General features: G+C 64.8%; 12 protein-coding genes. 5 read left to right on the top strand and 7 right to left on the bottom strand.

Going from position 1 to position 17,335, the window contains the following annotated elements; genetic code table 11:
- Positions 1-26: 26 nt before the first annotated feature.
- Positions 27-848 carry a 2-keto-4-pentenoate hydratase gene (locus LN450_RS21385; RefSeq protein ID WP_008574478.1) on the bottom strand — a complete coding sequence of 274 codons (822 nt, stop codon included), beginning with the start codon at positions 846-848 and terminating at the stop codon, positions 27-29.
- A 138-nt stretch (positions 849-986) separates the two neighbouring features.
- On the opposite strand from LN450_RS21385, the gene LN450_RS21380 reads away from it, so the two are divergent.
- Both LN450_RS21380 and LN450_RS21375 read left to right on the top strand, forming a co-directional pair.
- Positions 987-2,063, top strand: coding sequence for an alpha/beta hydrolase (locus tag LN450_RS21380; protein ID WP_011345887.1), 1,077 nt, complete (start codon positions 987-989; stop codon positions 2,061-2,063).
- A complete protein-coding gene (locus tag LN450_RS21375; protein ID WP_039417751.1) occupies positions 2,060-3,682 on the top strand; it encodes a carboxylesterase/lipase family protein in 1,623 nt (540 codons plus the stop codon). The genes LN450_RS21380 and LN450_RS21375 overlap by 4 nt, the downstream gene beginning before the upstream one ends.
- Before the next feature lie 45 nt (positions 3,683-3,727).
- Here LN450_RS21375 and LN450_RS21370 read toward each other — a convergent pair whose 3' ends face one another.
- The 5 genes from LN450_RS21370 to LN450_RS21350 all read right to left on the bottom strand — a co-directional run bounded on the left by LN450_RS21370 (position 3,728) and on the right by LN450_RS21350 (position 14,290).
- On the bottom strand, positions 3,728-4,876 hold the full coding sequence (locus LN450_RS21370) for an aldo/keto reductase (RefSeq protein ID WP_011345885.1): 1,149 nt from the start codon (positions 4,874-4,876) through the stop codon (positions 3,728-3,730).
- Between the two features lie 68 nt (positions 4,877-4,944).
- Positions 4,945-5,439: a metallophosphoesterase family protein gene (locus LN450_RS21365; RefSeq protein WP_011345884.1), complete on the bottom strand. Its 495-nt coding sequence runs from the start codon at positions 5,437-5,439 to the stop codon at positions 4,945-4,947.
- 192 nt (positions 5,440-5,631) lie between these two features.
- On the bottom strand, positions 5,632-7,815 hold the full coding sequence (gene glgB / locus LN450_RS21360; RefSeq protein ID WP_046934882.1) for a 1,4-alpha-glucan branching protein GlgB: 2,184 nt from the start codon (positions 7,813-7,815) through the stop codon (positions 5,632-5,634).
- Between the two features lie 11 nt (positions 7,816-7,826).
- Positions 7,827-11,177: a maltose alpha-D-glucosyltransferase gene (treS, locus tag LN450_RS21355; RefSeq protein WP_011345882.1), complete on the bottom strand. Its 3,351-nt coding sequence runs from the start codon at positions 11,175-11,177 to the stop codon at positions 7,827-7,829.
- Positions 11,174-14,290 (bottom strand): maltotransferase domain-containing protein, encoded by a 3,117-nt coding sequence (locus LN450_RS21350; RefSeq protein WP_011345881.1) that lies wholly within the window; start codon positions 14,288-14,290, stop codon positions 11,174-11,176. Before LN450_RS21350 ends, treS begins: the two co-directional genes overlap by 4 nt.
- An 865-nt stretch (positions 14,291-15,155) precedes the next feature.
- Between LN450_RS21350 and LN450_RS21345 the strand changes: the two genes are divergently transcribed.
- From LN450_RS21345 to LN450_RS21335, 3 genes are read left to right on the top strand one after another with little or no spacing between them, the layout of a single operon-like run.
- Complete coding sequence (locus LN450_RS21345; protein WP_011345880.1) at positions 15,156-15,644, top strand: MarR family winged helix-turn-helix transcriptional regulator; 489 nt, start codon at positions 15,156-15,158, stop codon at positions 15,642-15,644.
- Between the two features lie 7 nt (positions 15,645-15,651).
- Positions 15,652-16,146 (top strand): NAD(P)H-binding protein, encoded by a 495-nt coding sequence (locus LN450_RS21340; protein ID WP_011345879.1) that lies wholly within the window; start codon positions 15,652-15,654, stop codon positions 16,144-16,146.
- A 24-nt stretch (positions 16,147-16,170) separates the two neighbouring features.
- Positions 16,171-16,509: a Rossmann-fold NAD(P)-binding domain-containing protein gene (locus LN450_RS21335; protein WP_011345878.1), complete on the top strand. Its 339-nt coding sequence runs from the start codon at positions 16,171-16,173 to the stop codon at positions 16,507-16,509.
- A 172-nt stretch (positions 16,510-16,681) separates the two neighbouring features.
- On the opposite strand, the gene LN450_RS21330 is transcribed toward LN450_RS21335, so the two are convergent.
- Positions 16,682-17,158: a hypothetical protein gene (locus tag LN450_RS21330; RefSeq protein ID WP_011345877.1), complete on the bottom strand. Its 477-nt coding sequence runs from the start codon at positions 17,156-17,158 to the stop codon at positions 16,682-16,684.
- Positions 17,159-17,335 lie beyond the last annotated feature (177 nt).

Here is a 17,335-nt window from a genome sequence, read left to right as displayed (position 1 = left end):
CAAGCGTCTGGTCACGGGGGCCGCCGTCAACTGGCGGACACAGCCGTACAGGAAATATCGCCGATGCCGGCGAAGCGAATCAGGGCACGCTGCCCCACTTCGATGTCGTGGATACCGGTGGCATTGCCGGTGGCAATCAGATCACCGCGCTTGAGCGGACGCCCGCGCTGTGCCGAACGGCTGAGCGCGAATGCGTAGGCCGCGCGCAGGCCGCCGGGCAAGGTGGTGGCGCCGCCGGTGCCGACCACCTGGTCGTCGATCAGCGTCTGCGCAGTGAGCGCAGCCTCGTCGCGCGCCAGCCAATCGGTCACTTCCGGGCCCAGAATCAGGCCGTTGTTGTTGCCGAAGTCCGAAATCACCACCCGCGGGCCCAACTGGTTGATGGTGGCCAGCGGGCTGCTGGCGATTTCCACCCCGATGAACAAGGTGGCCGGCACCTGCGCGGCCTGCTCCGGGGTAAAGTGGGTCTGCTCGGCCGGGGCATCGGCGCCGAGCACGAGCACATATTCGGCTTCCACCGCGCCGAAGCCGCCGACAAAGATCGGGAACTCGGTTGTTCCACCGGTAGCATTCCAGACCTTCTGCGAGAAGATCGGGCCAAGCAGGCGCTCGTCGCCGGATGCATCGCGGCGCTCGGCGGCGATATACCCCACCTTCCAGCCCACGACATGGTCGTGCCATTGGCTGATGGCGATGTCCTGCACCTGGTAGGCGGTGACCAGATCGTCGGGGATTTGCCCGGGAAAGTCAGGCAGCGATGCCCCTGCACGGCGTGCTTCCACAAAGCGCTGGGCGATGGCGGACAGCGTGGATGTGGACGGTGGCGGAGTGGCGGCGTCGTTGCTCAAGGGTGTCTCCCCGATAGGTGTCTTGTTGCACTGCCAATCGACAGCGGCACGGTGTGCTGTATATGGTAAACCGGTGTCATTGGCAATGTGCACTGCGGCATTGTGGTCGCGGTGACGAAGTGGCCCTGGGAGGGGTGAATGGAACAGACACGCCAAACGCGGGCTTTGACCGCGCTTTCGCGCGCCACGCGGCATGGCCTGGCGCTCGTTGTGCTGGGCGTGCTGCTGGCGCGCCCCGCGCCGGCGGCCGAGCGACCGAGCGCCGACACTGCCGCCGAACAGGCCAGCCGGATCGCGCTGTGGCCAACGCCGCTGGCACCGGGGGATACGGCGCTGCCGCAACCGCAGCGCATCGTCGAGCGCAGCAGCGACCCGGCGCAGCCGGATCGCTACATCCAGCAGGTCAGTACGCCGTACCTGGTGGTCTATCGGCCCAAACAGCCCAATGGCACCGCCCTGCTGGTGACGCCTGGCGGCGGCTATCAACGCATCGTGCTGGACAACGAGGGCAGCGCGCTGGTGCCCGGTTTCGTCGACACCGCCGGCATCACCCTGTTCGTGCTGCGCTACCGGCTGCCGGGCGAAGGCCACCCGAACGGCGCCGACGTGCCGCTGGCCGATGCGCAACGTGCCTTGCGGCTGATCCGCGCCAACGCGGCGCGCTATGGCATCGATGCGCAGCGCGTGGGCGTGATGGGCTTTTCGGCCGGCGGCCATGTCGCCGCCAGCCTGGGCACGCGTTACGCCGCGCAGATGTATCCGCCCATCGACGCAGCCGATGCACTGAGCGCACGACCGGACTTCCAGTTGCTGATCTACCCGGTGATCGACATGGATAGCGCCAACGCACACAAAGGCTCGCGCGAACGCCTGATCGGCAGCGCCCCGAGCCAGGCGCAGGTGCAGGCCTATTCGCCGCAGCTGCACGTGGACGCGCACACGCCACCCACTTTTTTGCTGCATGCGCAGGACGACAGCGTGGTGCCGGTGCGCAACAGCCTGCTGATGCACGCTGCGCTGCTGCGCTCCGGGGTGCCCAGCGAGCTGCACGTATTCCCGCAGGGCGGCCATGGTTTCGGAGCTGCCAGCGGCAGCGGTCTTACCGTGTCCGCATGGCCGCAGCTGGCGCAAGCCTGGATCGCGCATGTCACCAAGCCGCAGCCGCCTGTAGCCAAGCCTGCACCACCTTCACCGGCGAAGGAGATGGGGCGATGACGACCCAAGCCACCCCCGACACGCGACGCCGCACGCTGCTGCGTGGTGGCCTGCTCGCGACTGCGGCAGCAACGCTTCCCGGCTTCGCTGCCGCGGCCGTACTTGCGCCGCCACGCGACGATGGCGCGCCGCTGGCACGCGTGCGTGGCGGCGCGCTGCGCGGCTACCGCGACCAGGGCGTCTGCGTGTTCAAGGGCATTCCGTATGGCGGCGACACTGCCCCGCGGCGCTTCCAGGCGCCGCTGCCGGAAACGCCGTGGCACCACGTGCGCGATGCCAGCGGATTCGGTGCAGCGGCGCCGCAGCTCAAGGCCAACGAGCCCACCAGTGAGGACTGCCTGTTCCTCAATGTGTGGACACCTGGCCTGCGCGATGGCGGCAAGCGGCCGGTGTTGTTCTATATCCACGGCGGCGGCTACACCACCGGCTCCGGCAGCGACCCGCTCTACGACGGCGTGCGCCTGTGCAAGCGCGGCGATGTGGTGGTGGTCACCGTCAATCACCGGCTCAATCTATTTGGCTACCTGTCGCTGGCGCAGCTGGGCGATGCCGGTTTTGCCGACTCCGGCAATGCCGGGCAGCTGGACCTGATCCAGGCCCTGCAGTGGGTGCGCCAGCATGCGGCCGAATTCGGCGGCGACGCCAACAATGTCACGGTGTTTGGGCAATCGGGCGGTGGCGCCAAGATCGCCACGCTGATGGCGATGCCGGCCGCGCGCGGGCTCTTTCATCGCGCCTGGACCATGAGCGGGCAACAGGTCACCGTGGCCGGGCCGCGTGCGGCCACCCAGCGCGCGCAATTGTTGCTGGATGCGTTAAAGATTGCGCCAGGCGAGATCGCGCGCATGCGCACGCTACCTGTGGCCCAGCTGCTGGCCGCCGCGCACGTGCGCGACCCGTCGCGGGTGGAAAACACCGCGCTGTATTTCGGCCCGGTGCTGGACGCGCGCAACGTGCCGGTGCATCCGTTCTGGCCAACTGCGCCGGTGCAGTCGGCCCGCATCCCGATGGTGATCGGCAATACGCGCGATGAAACACGCGGCTTTCTCGGTAACGATGCGAAGAATTTCGCGCTGAGCTGGGACGAGCTGCCGGCCAGGCTGGAGGCGCAGCAATACGTGGACCTGTTGCCGCAGGTGGTCATTGCCGAATATCGGCGGCTCTATCCGCAGTACACGCCGTCGCAGGTGTTCTTCGCAGCCACCACCGCCGGCCGCTCGTGGCGCGGCGCTGTCGAAGAAGCCGAAGCGCGTGCCCGTCAGGGCGCGCCCACCTGGGTCTATCAACTGGATTGGGGTTCGCCGCTGGATGGCGGCAAGTTCGGCGCCTTCCATACCCTGGATATTCCGCTGGTGTTCGACAACGTGCGCCAGCCGGGCTCGCGCACCGGCGATGGTGCCGATGCGCAGCGCATGGCCGAGCAAATGAGCGAAGCGCTGATTGCGTTTGCCCGGCATGGCGAACCCAACCGCCGCGGTGCGCCGCACTGGCGGCCCTACTCCTTGAAACGGCGCGAAACGCTGGTGTTCGATACGCCAAGCCGGTTGGAACTGGATCCACGTGGTGGCGAGCGCGTGTTGTATCAACAAGCGCCGTTCATTCAACGCGGGACGTTTTGATTGCCATGCAGCGCAAACACCATGCGCTGCGCGCGGGCCCGGCCCTCAACGCGCCGCGGGCACCGGCGCGTCTGCCTCCATCACGCCTTCGCGCTTGAGCGCTTCCCACAGTGCCGGCGGAATCGCCACCTGCATCGAGGTTGCATTGGCGCGGGCCTGCTCGGCCGTGCGCGCACCGGGAATCACCGCCGACACCACCTGCGGAGCTGCAGCAAATTGCAGCGCAACGGTGCGTAGATCCACGCCATGCCGGTCGCAGATGGCCAGCGCTTTCTGCCGCTTGGCAGGCGCCCATGGCGGAATGGTGCCGTCGTAGAGATACCGCTCGCGCCCGGCCAGATAGCCAGCCAACAATGGCGCACCGACCACCACCGAGGCGCCATGCTTTGCGATCTTCGGGAAGGTGTCATGCAAGGCCTGCGCATGGTCGAGCAGCGAATACTGGCAGGCGAGCAGGAAGATGTCGGGGTCGGCTTCTTCGATTGCGCGCAAGGCCGGCTCAGGACGATTGACGCCAAAGCCCCAGGCCTTGATCAAGCCCTCCTTGCGCATCTTGGTCAGCTCCGGCATCGCGCCCTTCACCGCCTCGGCGAACCGCTGCTCCCATGGCATGCCCAGGTCTTTTTCGTTCTCCGGCGAGAGATCGTGGATATATGCGATGTCGATCTGCGACACCCCCAGACGCTGCAGGCTGTCTTCGATCGAGCGCCGCACACCGGACGCGCTGTAGTCATAGCGATAGTCGAACGGCGAAGGTTGCTGCCACATCGTCTTGGGCGGCGTGTCGGTCGCGGTGAGCAGGCGCCCGACCTTGGTCGACACCACGTAATCGTCGGCCGGATGGTTGTGCAGATGATGGCCGGTACGTCGCTCCGACAAGCCCAGCCCGTACCAAGGCGAGGTATCGAAATACCGCACGCCCGATTCCCATACCGCTGCCAGCGTTTGCTCGCTCTGGGCGTCGGTGGCAGGCGCAAAGCCATTGCCGATGGCCACGCCACCGAAGCCGAGACGACTGCGAGGCCGGTAGCGTTCGCCCTGGACGCGCGGATTGGTCGGCAATGCGCCCGCATCGGTTTTCCCGCGCGTGGGCATCACGCTGCCGGGCGCCGATGATTGCGCCATCAACGGTGCAGCGGCCAATGCCGCAGTACCGGCCGCGGCAGCAGAAAGGAATTGGCGACGTGTATTCATGGGGAATCCCTTGCAACAACGTGGCCCACGAGCATGGCCCCGCCGGTGTGCATGCCAAGTCAGCGGACTCAGCCAAGGGCCAATGGCTGCACGTGCGCGCGCGGCGCGCCATCGCCCAGCCAGAGCATGGCCACGCTGATCGGCAGACTGAAGCGACGCGGCCCGGCGCTGCCCGGATTGAGGTACAGCACCCCATCGTGCATGCGCACCGACGGCTTGTGCGAATGGCCGCTGATGACCACATCCGCCTGCACCTGCGGTGCCAGCGTCTTCAGATCGTGCAGCACGTGGATACGCACACCAGCGATGTGCAGATCCAGCGTCTGCGGTAAGCCGTTCGCCCACGGCTTGTCGTCGATATTGCCTGCGATGGCATGCAGCGGTGCCAGTGCCCGCAACGCCTCAAGCACCTGCGGCTTGCCCACATCGCCGGCGTGGATGATCTGCGAGCAGCCCTTAAGCGCGGCAAGCGCTTCGGGCCGAAGCAGGCCATGCGTATCGGAGATCACGCCGATGCGCGTGCCGGTGCCCGTCTCGCCATCATCGTGTTTGCGCGTGATCATCGGGATGACCTGCTGCTGGATGACTTGCTGCGCAAGCGTCCGCCTGCACAGACCCATGCCATCGCAGTCGAGTGGGAGCGCAGCAATGCAAGCGATGCCAGCACATGGCCCACCCTGTCGATGAAAGCTGGATGCATGACGCAGCTGCCGCCTACCACCAGGCCAGGTGCCCGGTGGTAGGCGCAGGAAGCATCAGCCATACGGCGTCAGCACGATGGCGCCCAGCGGTGGCAACAGCAGCGGCAGCGATTGCGCGTGCCCATGCATGGATTGCTGCTCGGCCGTCACGCTGCCGCCATTGCCCAGGTTGCTGCCGCCGTAGATGCCGGCGTCGCTGTTGAACACCTCGCGCCACTGGCCGCCTTGTGGCACGCCGATGCGATAGCCGTGCTGCACGACCGGAGTGAAGTTGATCACCACCAGCACCGGTGCGTCGCCACGTTTGCCCTTGCGCAGGAACGCCACCACGCTATTGCCGGCATCGTCGCCCACCACCCAGGCGAATCCGGACGGATCGTCGTCGTGCGCATGCAGCGCCGGGTATTGCACATACAGCCGGTTCAAATCGCGCACCAACGTCTGCACACCACGATGGCGAGGGTCGTCGAGCAAATGCCACGGAAGGCCGGCGTCGTGGTTCCACTCGGTCGGTTGACCGAATTCGCAGCCCATGAACAGCAACTTGCGCCCCGGGTGGGTGAACATGAAACCCAGGTAAGCACGCAGATTCGCGAAGCGCTGCCAATCGTCGCCCGGCATGCGGCCCAGCAACGAACCCTTGCCGTGCACCACTTCGTCGTGCGAGATCGGCAGCACGAAGCGCTCCGAATACGCATAGACCATGCTGAAAGTCAGCTCACCGTGGTGGTAGCGGCGATAGATCGGATCCAGCCCGGCGTAATGCAGGGTGTCGTGCATCCAGCCCATGTTCCACTTGTAGTGAAAGCCCAGGCCGCCGTGCGCCACGTCGGCGGTGACACCGGGAAACGCAGTGGATTCCTCGGCAATCATCACCGCGCCCGGCGTGTGCTCGCGCACCACCTCGTTGAGCCGGCGCAGGAACGCGATGGTCTCGTAGTTCTCGCGCCCGCCGTGGATGTTGGGTATCCACTCGCCGGCGTTGCGGCTGTAATCGCGATACAGCATCGAAGCCACTGCATCCACGCGCAGGCCATCGACGTGATAGCGCTGCAGGAATTCCATCGCACTGGCAATCAGGAACCCGGATACCTCGCGGCGGCCGTGGTTGTAGATCAGCGTATTCCAGTCACGGTGGAAGCCTTCGCGCGGGTCGGCATGCTCGTACAGCGCGGTGCCGTCGAAATGCGCCAATCCGTGCGCATCAGTGGGAAAGTGCGCCGGCACCCAATCGACGATTACGCCGATGCCTTCGCGGTGGCAGCGGTCGACAAAGCGCGCAAATCCATCGGGTGTCCCGAAACGCGCGGTCGGCGCGAACAGACCCAATGGCTGGTAGCCCCAGGAGCCGCCGAACGGATGCTCGCTCACCGGCATCAACTCGACATGGGTAAAGCCCATATCGGCCACGTACGGAATCAGGCGATCGGCCAGCCCGTCCCAATCAAGGTCCAGGCCTGCTTCGCGCAACCACGAGCCGGCGTGGATCTCGTAGATGCTCATCGGCGCGTCATGGGCCTGGCGGCGCGCACGCGTGGCCATCCAACCGTCGTCGCTCCACTGATGCGGCGTGGGATCGGCCACGATGGACGCAGTGCCCGGCGCAAGCTCCGCGCGGCGTGCCACCGGGTCGGCCTTGGCCGGCAGTTCGTGCCCGTGCGGACCGCGCAGCTGGTACTTGTAATGTGCGCCGGGGCCGACGTCGGGCACGAACAACTCCCACACGCCGGCCTGGTGACGCAGCCGCATCGGATGACGGCGCGCGTCCCAGCTGTTGAAGTCGCCCACCACCGCCACGCGCGAGGCATTCGGTGCCCAGACGGCAAAGCGCGTGCCGCGCACGCCGTCCACTTCGACCACGTTGGCGCCCAACGCGTCGGCCAATTGCAAGTGGTGGCCTTCGCTGATCAGGTGCAGGTCGAAGTCACTGAGCTGCGGGCCGAACGCGTACGGGTCGGCGGTCTCCTGCTCGCCACCGGGCCAGCCGATGCGCAGGCGATACCCACCGTGCGCCGGCAACTCGCCGGCGAACAGGCCCGGCTCCGGGCCAGCGTCCAGCGCCACCACCTGCCCATCGTCGAGCACCGCGCTGACCCGGTCGGCGCCGGGTAGATAGGTGCGCAAAAAGCGCCCGTTGTCGGACGGGTGTGCGCCCAATACCGCGAACGCGTCGCCATGGCGCGCCTCTGCCAGGGCGCGTACCGCGCCGGGATCCCATCGATTGCTCACTGCTGTCATTACTCCACTCATCATGTGTCTCCTGCACCGGCGCGTGCGCGTTGCAGGATGCGTCGCAAGCCTTCGATCGGCACCATCAACCAGCCAGGGCGATTGGCCGCTTCATAACGCACTTCGTAGCAAGCCTTCTCCACCAGGAACAACAAGGTGGCTGCATTGAACGCCGCCGGCGCAATCCACGGATGGGCGCTGGCGTCGAGCACGGCATGGTAAGCGTCCAGGAAGGCTTGTGTGGAGCGGCGGCGGAATTGCACCAGAAATTCGTCCAGGTGCGTGTCCACGCCAACACCGGCGCGGGCCGCGGTGCCTTCCTCGCCACGTGCCGACACTTCGCTGGCGTAATCGAGCGAGCGCAGGAAGCCGGCCACGTCGCGCAGCGGGCTGGCCTTGGCGCGGCGTTCGGCCAGCGGCTTGGCCGGCTCGCCTTCGAAGTCGATCAGCACCACATCATCGAAGGCCACCAGGATCTGGCCCAGGTGGAAATCGCCATGCACGCGCGTGAGCAAGGAATCGGCCAGCACGCTCGGCGCCTGGGCGAGCAAGGCATCCAGCTGCGGGCGCTCGGCGAGCACCGCCTCCAGCGCCTCGCGTTCGGCGCTGTCTTCGCTGCCGGCCAGGCGTGCGTTGACGGTGTCCCACATCTCTTCGACCTGGCGTCCCACGCCGGCCACCACATCGTTGGCGGTCGGCAGGTCGATGCGTTGCGGCGCGAAGTCGGCATCGTCGGTGGCGCGCGACAACGCTTCGTGCAACTCGGCCAGGCGCTTGCCCACCACGGCGGCGAAGGCATCGTAGCCGGCGACCGCTTCGGCGCGCGCCTCGTCGGTCTGCGCGGTGGCGTATTCGTCGAAGCTGCGCGCCAGATGGTCCAGCGTCCAGCGCCAGGCATCGCCCTGGTTGCGGATGAAGCCCTGCAACAACGCGATGGTGGTGACGGTGCCCTGCGCGTCGATGCGGCTGACGCTGCCCAGCAGCGGCGCGGCATTGGCATAGCCCATCTCGGTCAAGCGGCGGCCGATCTCGATCTCCGGGTTCGCGCCTACGGCCACATGCCGCAGCAGCTTGAACACGGCCTTGTCGGCGACCACCAGCGAGCTGTTGCTCTGTTCGGCCGACAACCAACGAATCTCCGGATCTTGCGGGATATCCAGCGTTGCCAGTGCCGGGGTGGCTTCGAAACAGACCTGCCCCTGTTGCGAGGCATCGTCGCCGTCGCAGAAGTCCAGCGCTGCATTGCTGCGCAGCGCATCGATCACACCGCGCACCATGGGCTTGAGCGCAAACGCATCGGTGAGATAGCCCACCTCGCGGCCCTGGCGCACGCGCGCCAGCGCCAGCTGCTCGGCCAATGTGCTCGGCTGCTCGCGCTCCCACACGATGCCCACCGGCAGCATGTAGCGCTCGTGGCGGCCGTCTTCCAGCTCTACCTCCAGTTCCAGCAGCGTCATCGGCTCATCGCCCGGCAACGGCGTGCGGCGCGCGATGCGCACGCTGCGCAGCGCCTGGTCCTTGGCCGAGAACCAGCGTCGCGCCGATAGCCACGCCGGCAGGATTTCGCCTTCCAGGGTGGGCAGATGCGGCAGCAGTGCGGCGCTTTCGTCGGCATCGCTGCGCAGCACCAGCGTGCGGTAATCCGGCAGCGGCACCGGGCTGGGGACATGCCAATCGGGCAATGTGCCTTCGCTGACCAGCTGGAAGGCGTAGAAGCCGAACGGCGGCACCGTCAGCAGATAGGTCAACCGGCCGATCGGCGGGAAGCTGCCGCCACCGATGATGTCCACCGGCACCCGGCCTTCGAACTCGGACAGATCCAGCTCCACCGCCTGCAACGTATGCGAGAGGTTGGCCACGCACAACACGGTTTCATCCTGATAGCAGCGCAGGTACGCCAGCATGCGGCGGTTGCCCGGGTACAGGAAGCGCAAGCTGCCGCGGCCGAAGGCCTGGTAGCGCTTGCGCACGCTGAGCACGCGGCGGGTCCAGGTCAGCAGCGAATGCTGGTCGCGCATCTGCGCTTCCACATTCACCGCCTGGAAGCCATACAGCGGGTCCATCACCGGCGGCAGCACCAGCTGCGCCGGGTCGGCGCGCGAGAAGCCGCCGTTGCGGTCGATCGACCACTGCATCGGCGTGCGCACGCCGTCGCGATCGCCCAGGTGGATGTTGTCGCCCATGCCGATCTCGTCGCCGTAATACAGCACCGGCGTGCCGGGCATGGTCAGCAGCAACGAGGTCATCAATTCGATGCGGCGGCGGTCGCGCTCCAGCAGTGGCGCCAGGCGGCGGCGAATCCCCAGGTTGATGCGGGCGCGGCGGTCGGCGGCATAGGTCTGCCACAGATAATCGCGCTCCGAATCGGTCACCATTTCCAGCGTCAACTCATCGTGGTTGCGCAGGAAGATCGCCCACTGGCAGCTTTCCGGAATCTCCGGGGTCTGGCGCATGATGTCGGTGATAGGGAAGCGGTCTTCGCGCGCGATGGCCATGTACATGCGCGGCATCAGCGGGAAGTGGAACGCCATATGGCATTCGTCGGCATTCTGGCCGAAATACTGCTGGGTATCTTCCGGCCACATGTTGGCTTCTGCCAGCAGCATGCGGTCCGGGTATTCCGCGTCCAGGGTGGCGCGGATCTTGCGCAGGATCGCGTGGGTTTCGGGCAGGTTTTCGTTGGAGGTGCCCGGGCGCTCGATCAGGTACGGCACCGCATCCAGACGCAGGCCATCCACGCCGCGATCCAGCCAGAAACGCATCACTTCCAGCACCGCTTCCAGCACCGCCGGATTGTCGAAGTTCAGATCCGGCTGGTGCGAGTAGAAGCGATGCCAGAAGTATTGCCCGGCCACCGGATCCCAGGTCCAGTTGGATTTCTCGGTATCGCAGAAGATGATCCGCGTACCTTCGTATTCCTGGTCGGTGTCCGACCATACGTAGAAGTCGCGCTCTGGCGAGCCAGCGGGCGCATTACGCGCGCGCTGGAACCAGGGGTGCTGGTCGGAGGTGTGGTTGATCACCAGCTCGGTGACGATACGGATGCCGCGCGCATGCGCCTGCGCCACCAGCTGCTCGAAATCCTCGATGCTGCCGTAGTCCGGATGCACCGCCATGTATTCGGCGATATCGTAACCATCGTCGCGGCGCGGGCTGGGATAGAACGGCAGCAGCCAGATGGTGTCCACGCCGAGTTCGGCGATGTAGTCCAGCTTGGAAATCAGCCCCGGAAAATCGCCGATGCCGTCGTCGTTGGAGTCGAAGAACGACTTGACATGCACCTGGTAGATGATCGCGTCCTTGTACCAACGCTGGTCGGCAACCACGGCGGACTGCTCTGCGTCGGCTTGTAACGATGCCACTGCATTCATGCGACCTCTCCTGCGCGGATGCGCCATAACGCGAACGGTCGCGTTGCCTCTAGACGGATGTGTTGGTATTTGCCGTGCCACGCGAAACGATGGCCATCCCACAGATCGTCCACGGCGACGCTGGCGTGATCGGGCAGGCCCAGTTCCCACAACGGAATCTCGATATCGGCGTCCTGCCCGGCGTGCGGATCCAGATTGATCGCCACCAGCACCATGCTGCGGCTGCGCGACAGGTAGCCGGCATCCAGGAATTTGCCGTAGTACAGCACCTGGTCGTTATGCGCCTGATAGAAGCGCGTGCCCAGGTGCGACTGCAGTTCCGGATGCATGCGGCGCAGCTGGTTGAAGCGGGTGATCTCCTCGACGATGTCGCCGGGCGCACGTTCGGGCCAGGCGCGCAGCTGGAATTTTTCCGAGTCCAGATACTCTTCCTTGCCCGGCGCCAGCGGTGTGGCCTCGCAGAGTTCGAAGCCTTGGTACATGCCCCATAAGCCTGAGAGCGTGGTGGCCAGCGCAGCGCGGATCAGATGGCCGTTGCGCCCACTGGTCTGCAGGAACAGCGGATTGATATCCGGCGTATTGACGAAGAAATGCGGGCGGAAGCATTCGCGCGGCACGCCCTCGTTCAACTCTTCCACATAGGCCTGCAGCTCGTGCTTGTGGTTGCGCCAGGTGAAGTAGGTGTAGGACTGCGAGAAACCGCATTTGGCCAGGCGGTACATCATCTTTGGCCGCGTGAAGGCTTCGGAGAGAAACACCACATCCGGGCGCCGGCCACGCACATCGGCAATCAGCCATTCCCAGAACGGGAACGGCTTGGTGTGCGGGTTGTCGACACGGAACAGCGTGACGCCTTCGTTGACCCAGAACAGCACCGCGTCGCGCAGCGTATTCCACAGGTCCGGCACCGCGCCGCTGGCGTAGAAATCGACGTTGACGATGTCCTGGTATTTCTTGGGCGGGTTCTCCGCGTACGGAATCGAGCCATCGGCGCGCCAGGTGAACCAGTCCTTGTGCTCCTTCAACCACGGGTGATCCGGCGCGCACTGGATGGCAAAATCCAGCGCCACTTCCAAGCCCTGCGCTCGCGCGGCCTGGATCAGGCGTCGAAAGCCTTCCAGTCCACCGAGTTCGGCGTGAACTTCGGTATGCCCACCATCGGTCGCACCGATCGCGTATGGGCTGCCGGGCTCGCCTTCCACCGCCGTCACCGAGTTATTGCGGCCCTTGCGGTTGTTCAGGCCGATCGGATGGATCGGCGGCATGTACAGCACGTCGAAGTTCATCGCACGGATGTGCGGCAAGCGCTTGATGACGTCATCGAAGGTGCCATGCCGGCTCGCATCGCCACTTTGCGAACGCGGAAACAGTTCATACCAACTGGCAAAGTGCGCCGCGCGGCGCTCGGATTCCACCCGGAAGGTGACCGGATATTCCGAGCGGAATGGCTTGTCGTCGGCCTGCGCCATCGCCTGCGCGGTGTCCGGCTCCAGCACGATGGCCAGCTGCTGCAGGGGTTCGCTCTGCGCACCGATGCGGGCGAGCACTGCCTGCAGGCGCTCGGCCAGCGCACCGTCGCTGCGCGCCTGTGCGGCCTGCACTACCGCAATCGCCTCCTGCACATCGACCGGCAGCACCGTACTGGCAGCACGTTTCTTTTCCAGATCCGCATGCAAGGTGGCGAAGACGTCGCGCCAGGCTTCCACGCGAAATTCGTAGGTGCCGATGCGTTCCAATGGAAACTCGGCGCGCCAGCGGTCGTTGCCCAACGCACGCATCGGCGCGCTGGCCCAGGTCTTGGCGTCGGCCGGACGCCACAGCACCGCCACCGCGATGCGGTCATGCCCATCGCAGAACGCGTCGGCCTCCACGCAAATGCGGTCGCCCACCGTGCGCTTGACCGGAAAACGGCCGTTATCCACCGACGGCGTCACCGACTCGATGCACACGCGTGGCCAGGTACCGGCGGTCTGCGCACGCGGGCGCATGCGCGGCACAGCCAGTACATGGCGCGCCGGCACGCTGCGATACACGCGCACTTCGCCCGGCTCCAGCGCCTCCAGCGTGGCCCCGGACAAGGTGCGGCCATCTTCGGCCACCAAGGCCTCGGCATCGCCGAGCAGCCGCAACAAGTCTGAGGCCGGCACCGGCACCACATGCCGGGTGTCGCCGTTGATCAGTAACAAGGAGGGCAAGCCGCCAAGCGGCTCGATCGCCACCGCGGTGAGCCCGGTCGCCTCACGCAGCAGCGGGCGCAACCGCATGCCTGCATTGCTGGTTGGCAGGCCGTTGGTGATGCGGATCGACGATGGCAGTGCCGCCAGGTGCGCATCGTCCAGCAGCCATGCCCCGCCCAACGCCAGTGCCAGTTGCCAATGCTGCTCGGGCGCCGCGGCGCGCTTGCCATCGGGCGCGTCCAGCACGGCAACGACCTGCGCGGCCAACGCACGCAGCGCGCTGTCTTCGTCGAAGAACCAGCTGCCGCGGCCATCCCACCAGGCAAGCGACGAAAACGCCACATCGAACCCGGCACCGGCCAGCTCCTGCAATGCCTCCAATCCCAGGCCCGGCGTCCACGCCGCAAACACCACCTCCGGCGCCTGCGCGTGCACGCGCGCGATCAACTCGCGCCAGCGCTGTACCGGCACCTGCTGCGGCTGCAGCAGCCGGAAGCCACCCACGCCCTGGCCCACCCACTCCAGCAGGCGCGCAATCCACCATTCCACCAGCGCCGCACCTTCCTGTGCGTAGGCAAAGCGGGCTTCGGCCACTTCCGGCGTCGCACGCGGCTGACGCGGGTCCGGAACCGCGGTGCTGCGCGCGCGGAACCACTGTGGGTTATCGCGCACCACCGCACTGGCGCCGCCCACTTCGTCCAGGCGCACATCGATCAACAGCTTTACCCCCGCACGGCGCGCCGCCTGCACCGACTCTTGCAGGCGCTGCATTTGCGTCGGGGCACCGGCCGCCGGCTCGATCAAACGGCCTTCGGCATCGCGCTCGAAGGGCGCGGCCATCACCACGTAATCGCAGCCAGCCTCGCGTGCCGCCACGCAGCGCTGCTCCAGCCCGGTCGGGTCCTTCAGTGCGTCATTGAGAACACAGATGCGCATGGCGCCCCCTCAGCGAACAACGGCGCGCAGGGGCGCCATTACGAGTGAAGCCCGCGCCTGCTTGCCGTTTGGCAGTGATGCGAGCCTTTGCTCACCACACCCCGCACCATCGCCTACACGTACCGAACCTTGCCGTATTGACACATGCCGGCACGCTGCCCGACCGACCCTGCCACCCGTGACTGCACTCATGCGCGACTCCGCAACGATTCTTGACCCATGCAGTCAAGCACCCCCACTGCGAATTTCATGTGTCGGTGGAATTGACGAAAATCAAACAAGCGCGGCTGTGGTGTGTCAGTGGAGCGCCTACCATTACCGTGGCGATCGCGTGCGCTTCTTGGTGACAGGGGCCACGTAAGAAAGCCTGACCCACACACTGCAGGCCAACATCTCGACCAACTGAGGAGTACATCAGCTGGGTCGCTGCCACCGAGACAAGCGCGTCTCTCAACGCCGTTCGTCTCGCTGGCCAATGGCATCGGATCGAGCAAGTACCTTCAGTATCAGACCTTGCGCATCAGTGGGCCTGACGTCCATGTGACATAACGCTTGAGCGATACCAGGAACACGGCGTGCTCTGCTGCATTCACGCTGCGTGCTCGTCCAATGACAATGGACCGCTAAAACCATTCCATTGATTATTTTTCAATTGATTTGCAGGCAAGTCTCTCTGCATTCGACACCAAGCATGCTCGGCCGGTCTGCGTCGATTGCATAGATGCGCTCGCAAGACGAAGTACCCGAGCGGCCCGCTTTTCATTCGTAGCGAGCCATGTCTCGTAACCAGACCTTACGCTACACAATCACACGCAGCTCACTTTTCAATTGACAACATGTTGTCGACTTGAGAAAGAGCCTTCGTATGCAGACCGACAACGAGCATGTCCGCGAGTTGGCGCTAGCAGTGTTCGCGGCCAATGGCCGCTTGGTCAGCGCTGGCAACGAGCTGGTTGCCCATCTGGGGCTCACCAGTGCGTGGTGGCAAGTGCTGGCCGCCCTGCGTTACGCACCAGCGCCGCTACCCGCGGCTTCGATCGCGCGCAACATGGGCCTCACCCGGCAGGCAGTGCAGCGCATCGTGGATGTACTTGCCGAGCAGGGGCTTGTCGAGTTCCAGCCGAATCCCCATCACCTACGCGCCAAGCTCGTTGTCCTTACCCGCGCAGGCATCAAGGCCGTCAGCGGCGCCGAAAAGGCCGTTGCCCCCGTCGATCAAGCAATCGCGGACAAGATCGGCATCGATCGCATCCGCGATGCCGTCCGCACCCTTGAGGAGATGAGCGCTGTCATCTCGGAGTATCTGGGTGAAGCGCCCAGCGCTTCCAGTTCCATCGTCAAACTGCAGGAGTAATGCAATCATGATTCTGGTATCAGGTGCCACGGGTGGTATCGGCGGCGAACTGTGCAAGCTCTTACAAGATGTCGCCACGCCATTCCGCGCGATGTGCCGCAAGCAGGAGCAGGTGGACAACCTGCAGCAGAAGGGCATGGACGCCGTGTTGGGCGACTTCGACACACCCGAAACGCTGCAAGGCGCAATGCAGGGCTGCCACACGCTGTTTCTCATTACCCCGCCCACTCCCGAGCAGGTCGCTCAGGAGACGGCCGCCATCGATGCAGCCAAGCGCGCCGGCATCGGTCGGATCGTGAAAGTGTCGGCATCCGATTGCAACGTGCGTTCGCCGGTGCCATGGGCGAAATCGCATGCCCTGATCGACCACCACCTGCGCGCCTCAGGCATCGCGTGGACCATCCTCAAGCCTACCGCGTATATGCAGAATTTCCTGTGGTTCAAGGATCCGATCGCCAAGGGCGTGTTCCCGATGGCGGCAGGCCGGGGCAGCGTGTCGTAGATCGACACCCGCGACATCGCACGCGTGGCGGCCACGGTACTGACCGAAGAAGGGCACGCAGGTGCAACCTATTTCCTCACTGGTCCCGAGACGCTCGACATGCAGGCAGCAACCTCGCGCCTATCGAAAATCATCGGGCGCAAGGTGCGTTATCTCGACCTGCCAACGCCGGTGTTTCGCGTATTGATGCGTGCGACCGGCAACTCGCCATGGATGGCCAAGGGCCTGACCGTGCAATTCGCAGATGTGGTGGCAGGCCATCACGACATCGATCCCACGTTCGAGATCGAGCGGCTCACCGGGAAGCGCCCGCATACATTCGATGACTTTGTTCGCGATCATCGGCAGGCGTTTGTGGGTTAGCCGTTGGGGCCAGAGCAAGGGCTTCCAGTAGGTCCGAGCCGCCTTTTTGCCCAGATTCTGCTTCCAGTGGACCTATTTAACGGCCTAAACCCGCCCCCTTTTTCTTGCCCTTTCTGTTTTCAATTTTATCCAGCTCTGGGAGGCCGCCGAAAGGGATCATGCTGGCTTCAAGTTAGGTTTCCCCCGTACTCTCAGCGGGTATTTTGCGTGAAAAATAGCCAACGCACCCGATGTCCACCGTGGAAAAATATTCTCCCTGCGGCTCTTCCATATCCGGACGCCACAACGCAAGCTCAAGTGCTGGAAACACGTAGCTGTACCCCAACTCTTTATCAAAAGAATCGAAAGGAGTAACTGCAAGGAATTTCTCGACGAGCCTTGATGCTGGCGTACTAAATACACGTTGGCCGAGGCACAGAACCTCAAATCCGCAATTCGCGGAGAGCTCTATGAACTCCACGCTCGGCTCGATGCCCCCATAAAAAACCTGAAACCCGTTGTGATGCCATGCGTCTGTAGGATAGGCAGACGTGGGAACTTTTCTGAAGCTAGTTGAAGGCGCCCCCATGACAGCATGAACTTCGGCGCGGGACATGCCGAGCTTTACAAGGCCGACACCAGCCGATGGAAAAATTTCAATAACTGTCATAACACCAGACGGATAGATTAAGACAAGTTCTGCAAAGCACGACAACGGCGATAACGGGCTCAGATTAAGTTTTTAGGTAAACCCGGCACCGTTTCTTTCACGTTATAGATAAGCGCATAGCGCCTGCCACGCTCACTGGGAGCACAGCCACCTGAGCGAGCAAAACAGGGCAGAATG

Origin of the sequence: Xanthomonas euvesicatoria pv. euvesicatoria (genome assembly GCF_020880415.1) — a bacterium.
GTDB lineage: Bacteria > Pseudomonadota > Gammaproteobacteria > Xanthomonadales > Xanthomonadaceae > Xanthomonas > Xanthomonas euvesicatoria.
Note: the sequence above shows the minus strand (reverse complement) of the source record. Positions and strands in the feature narration are given on the sequence as shown.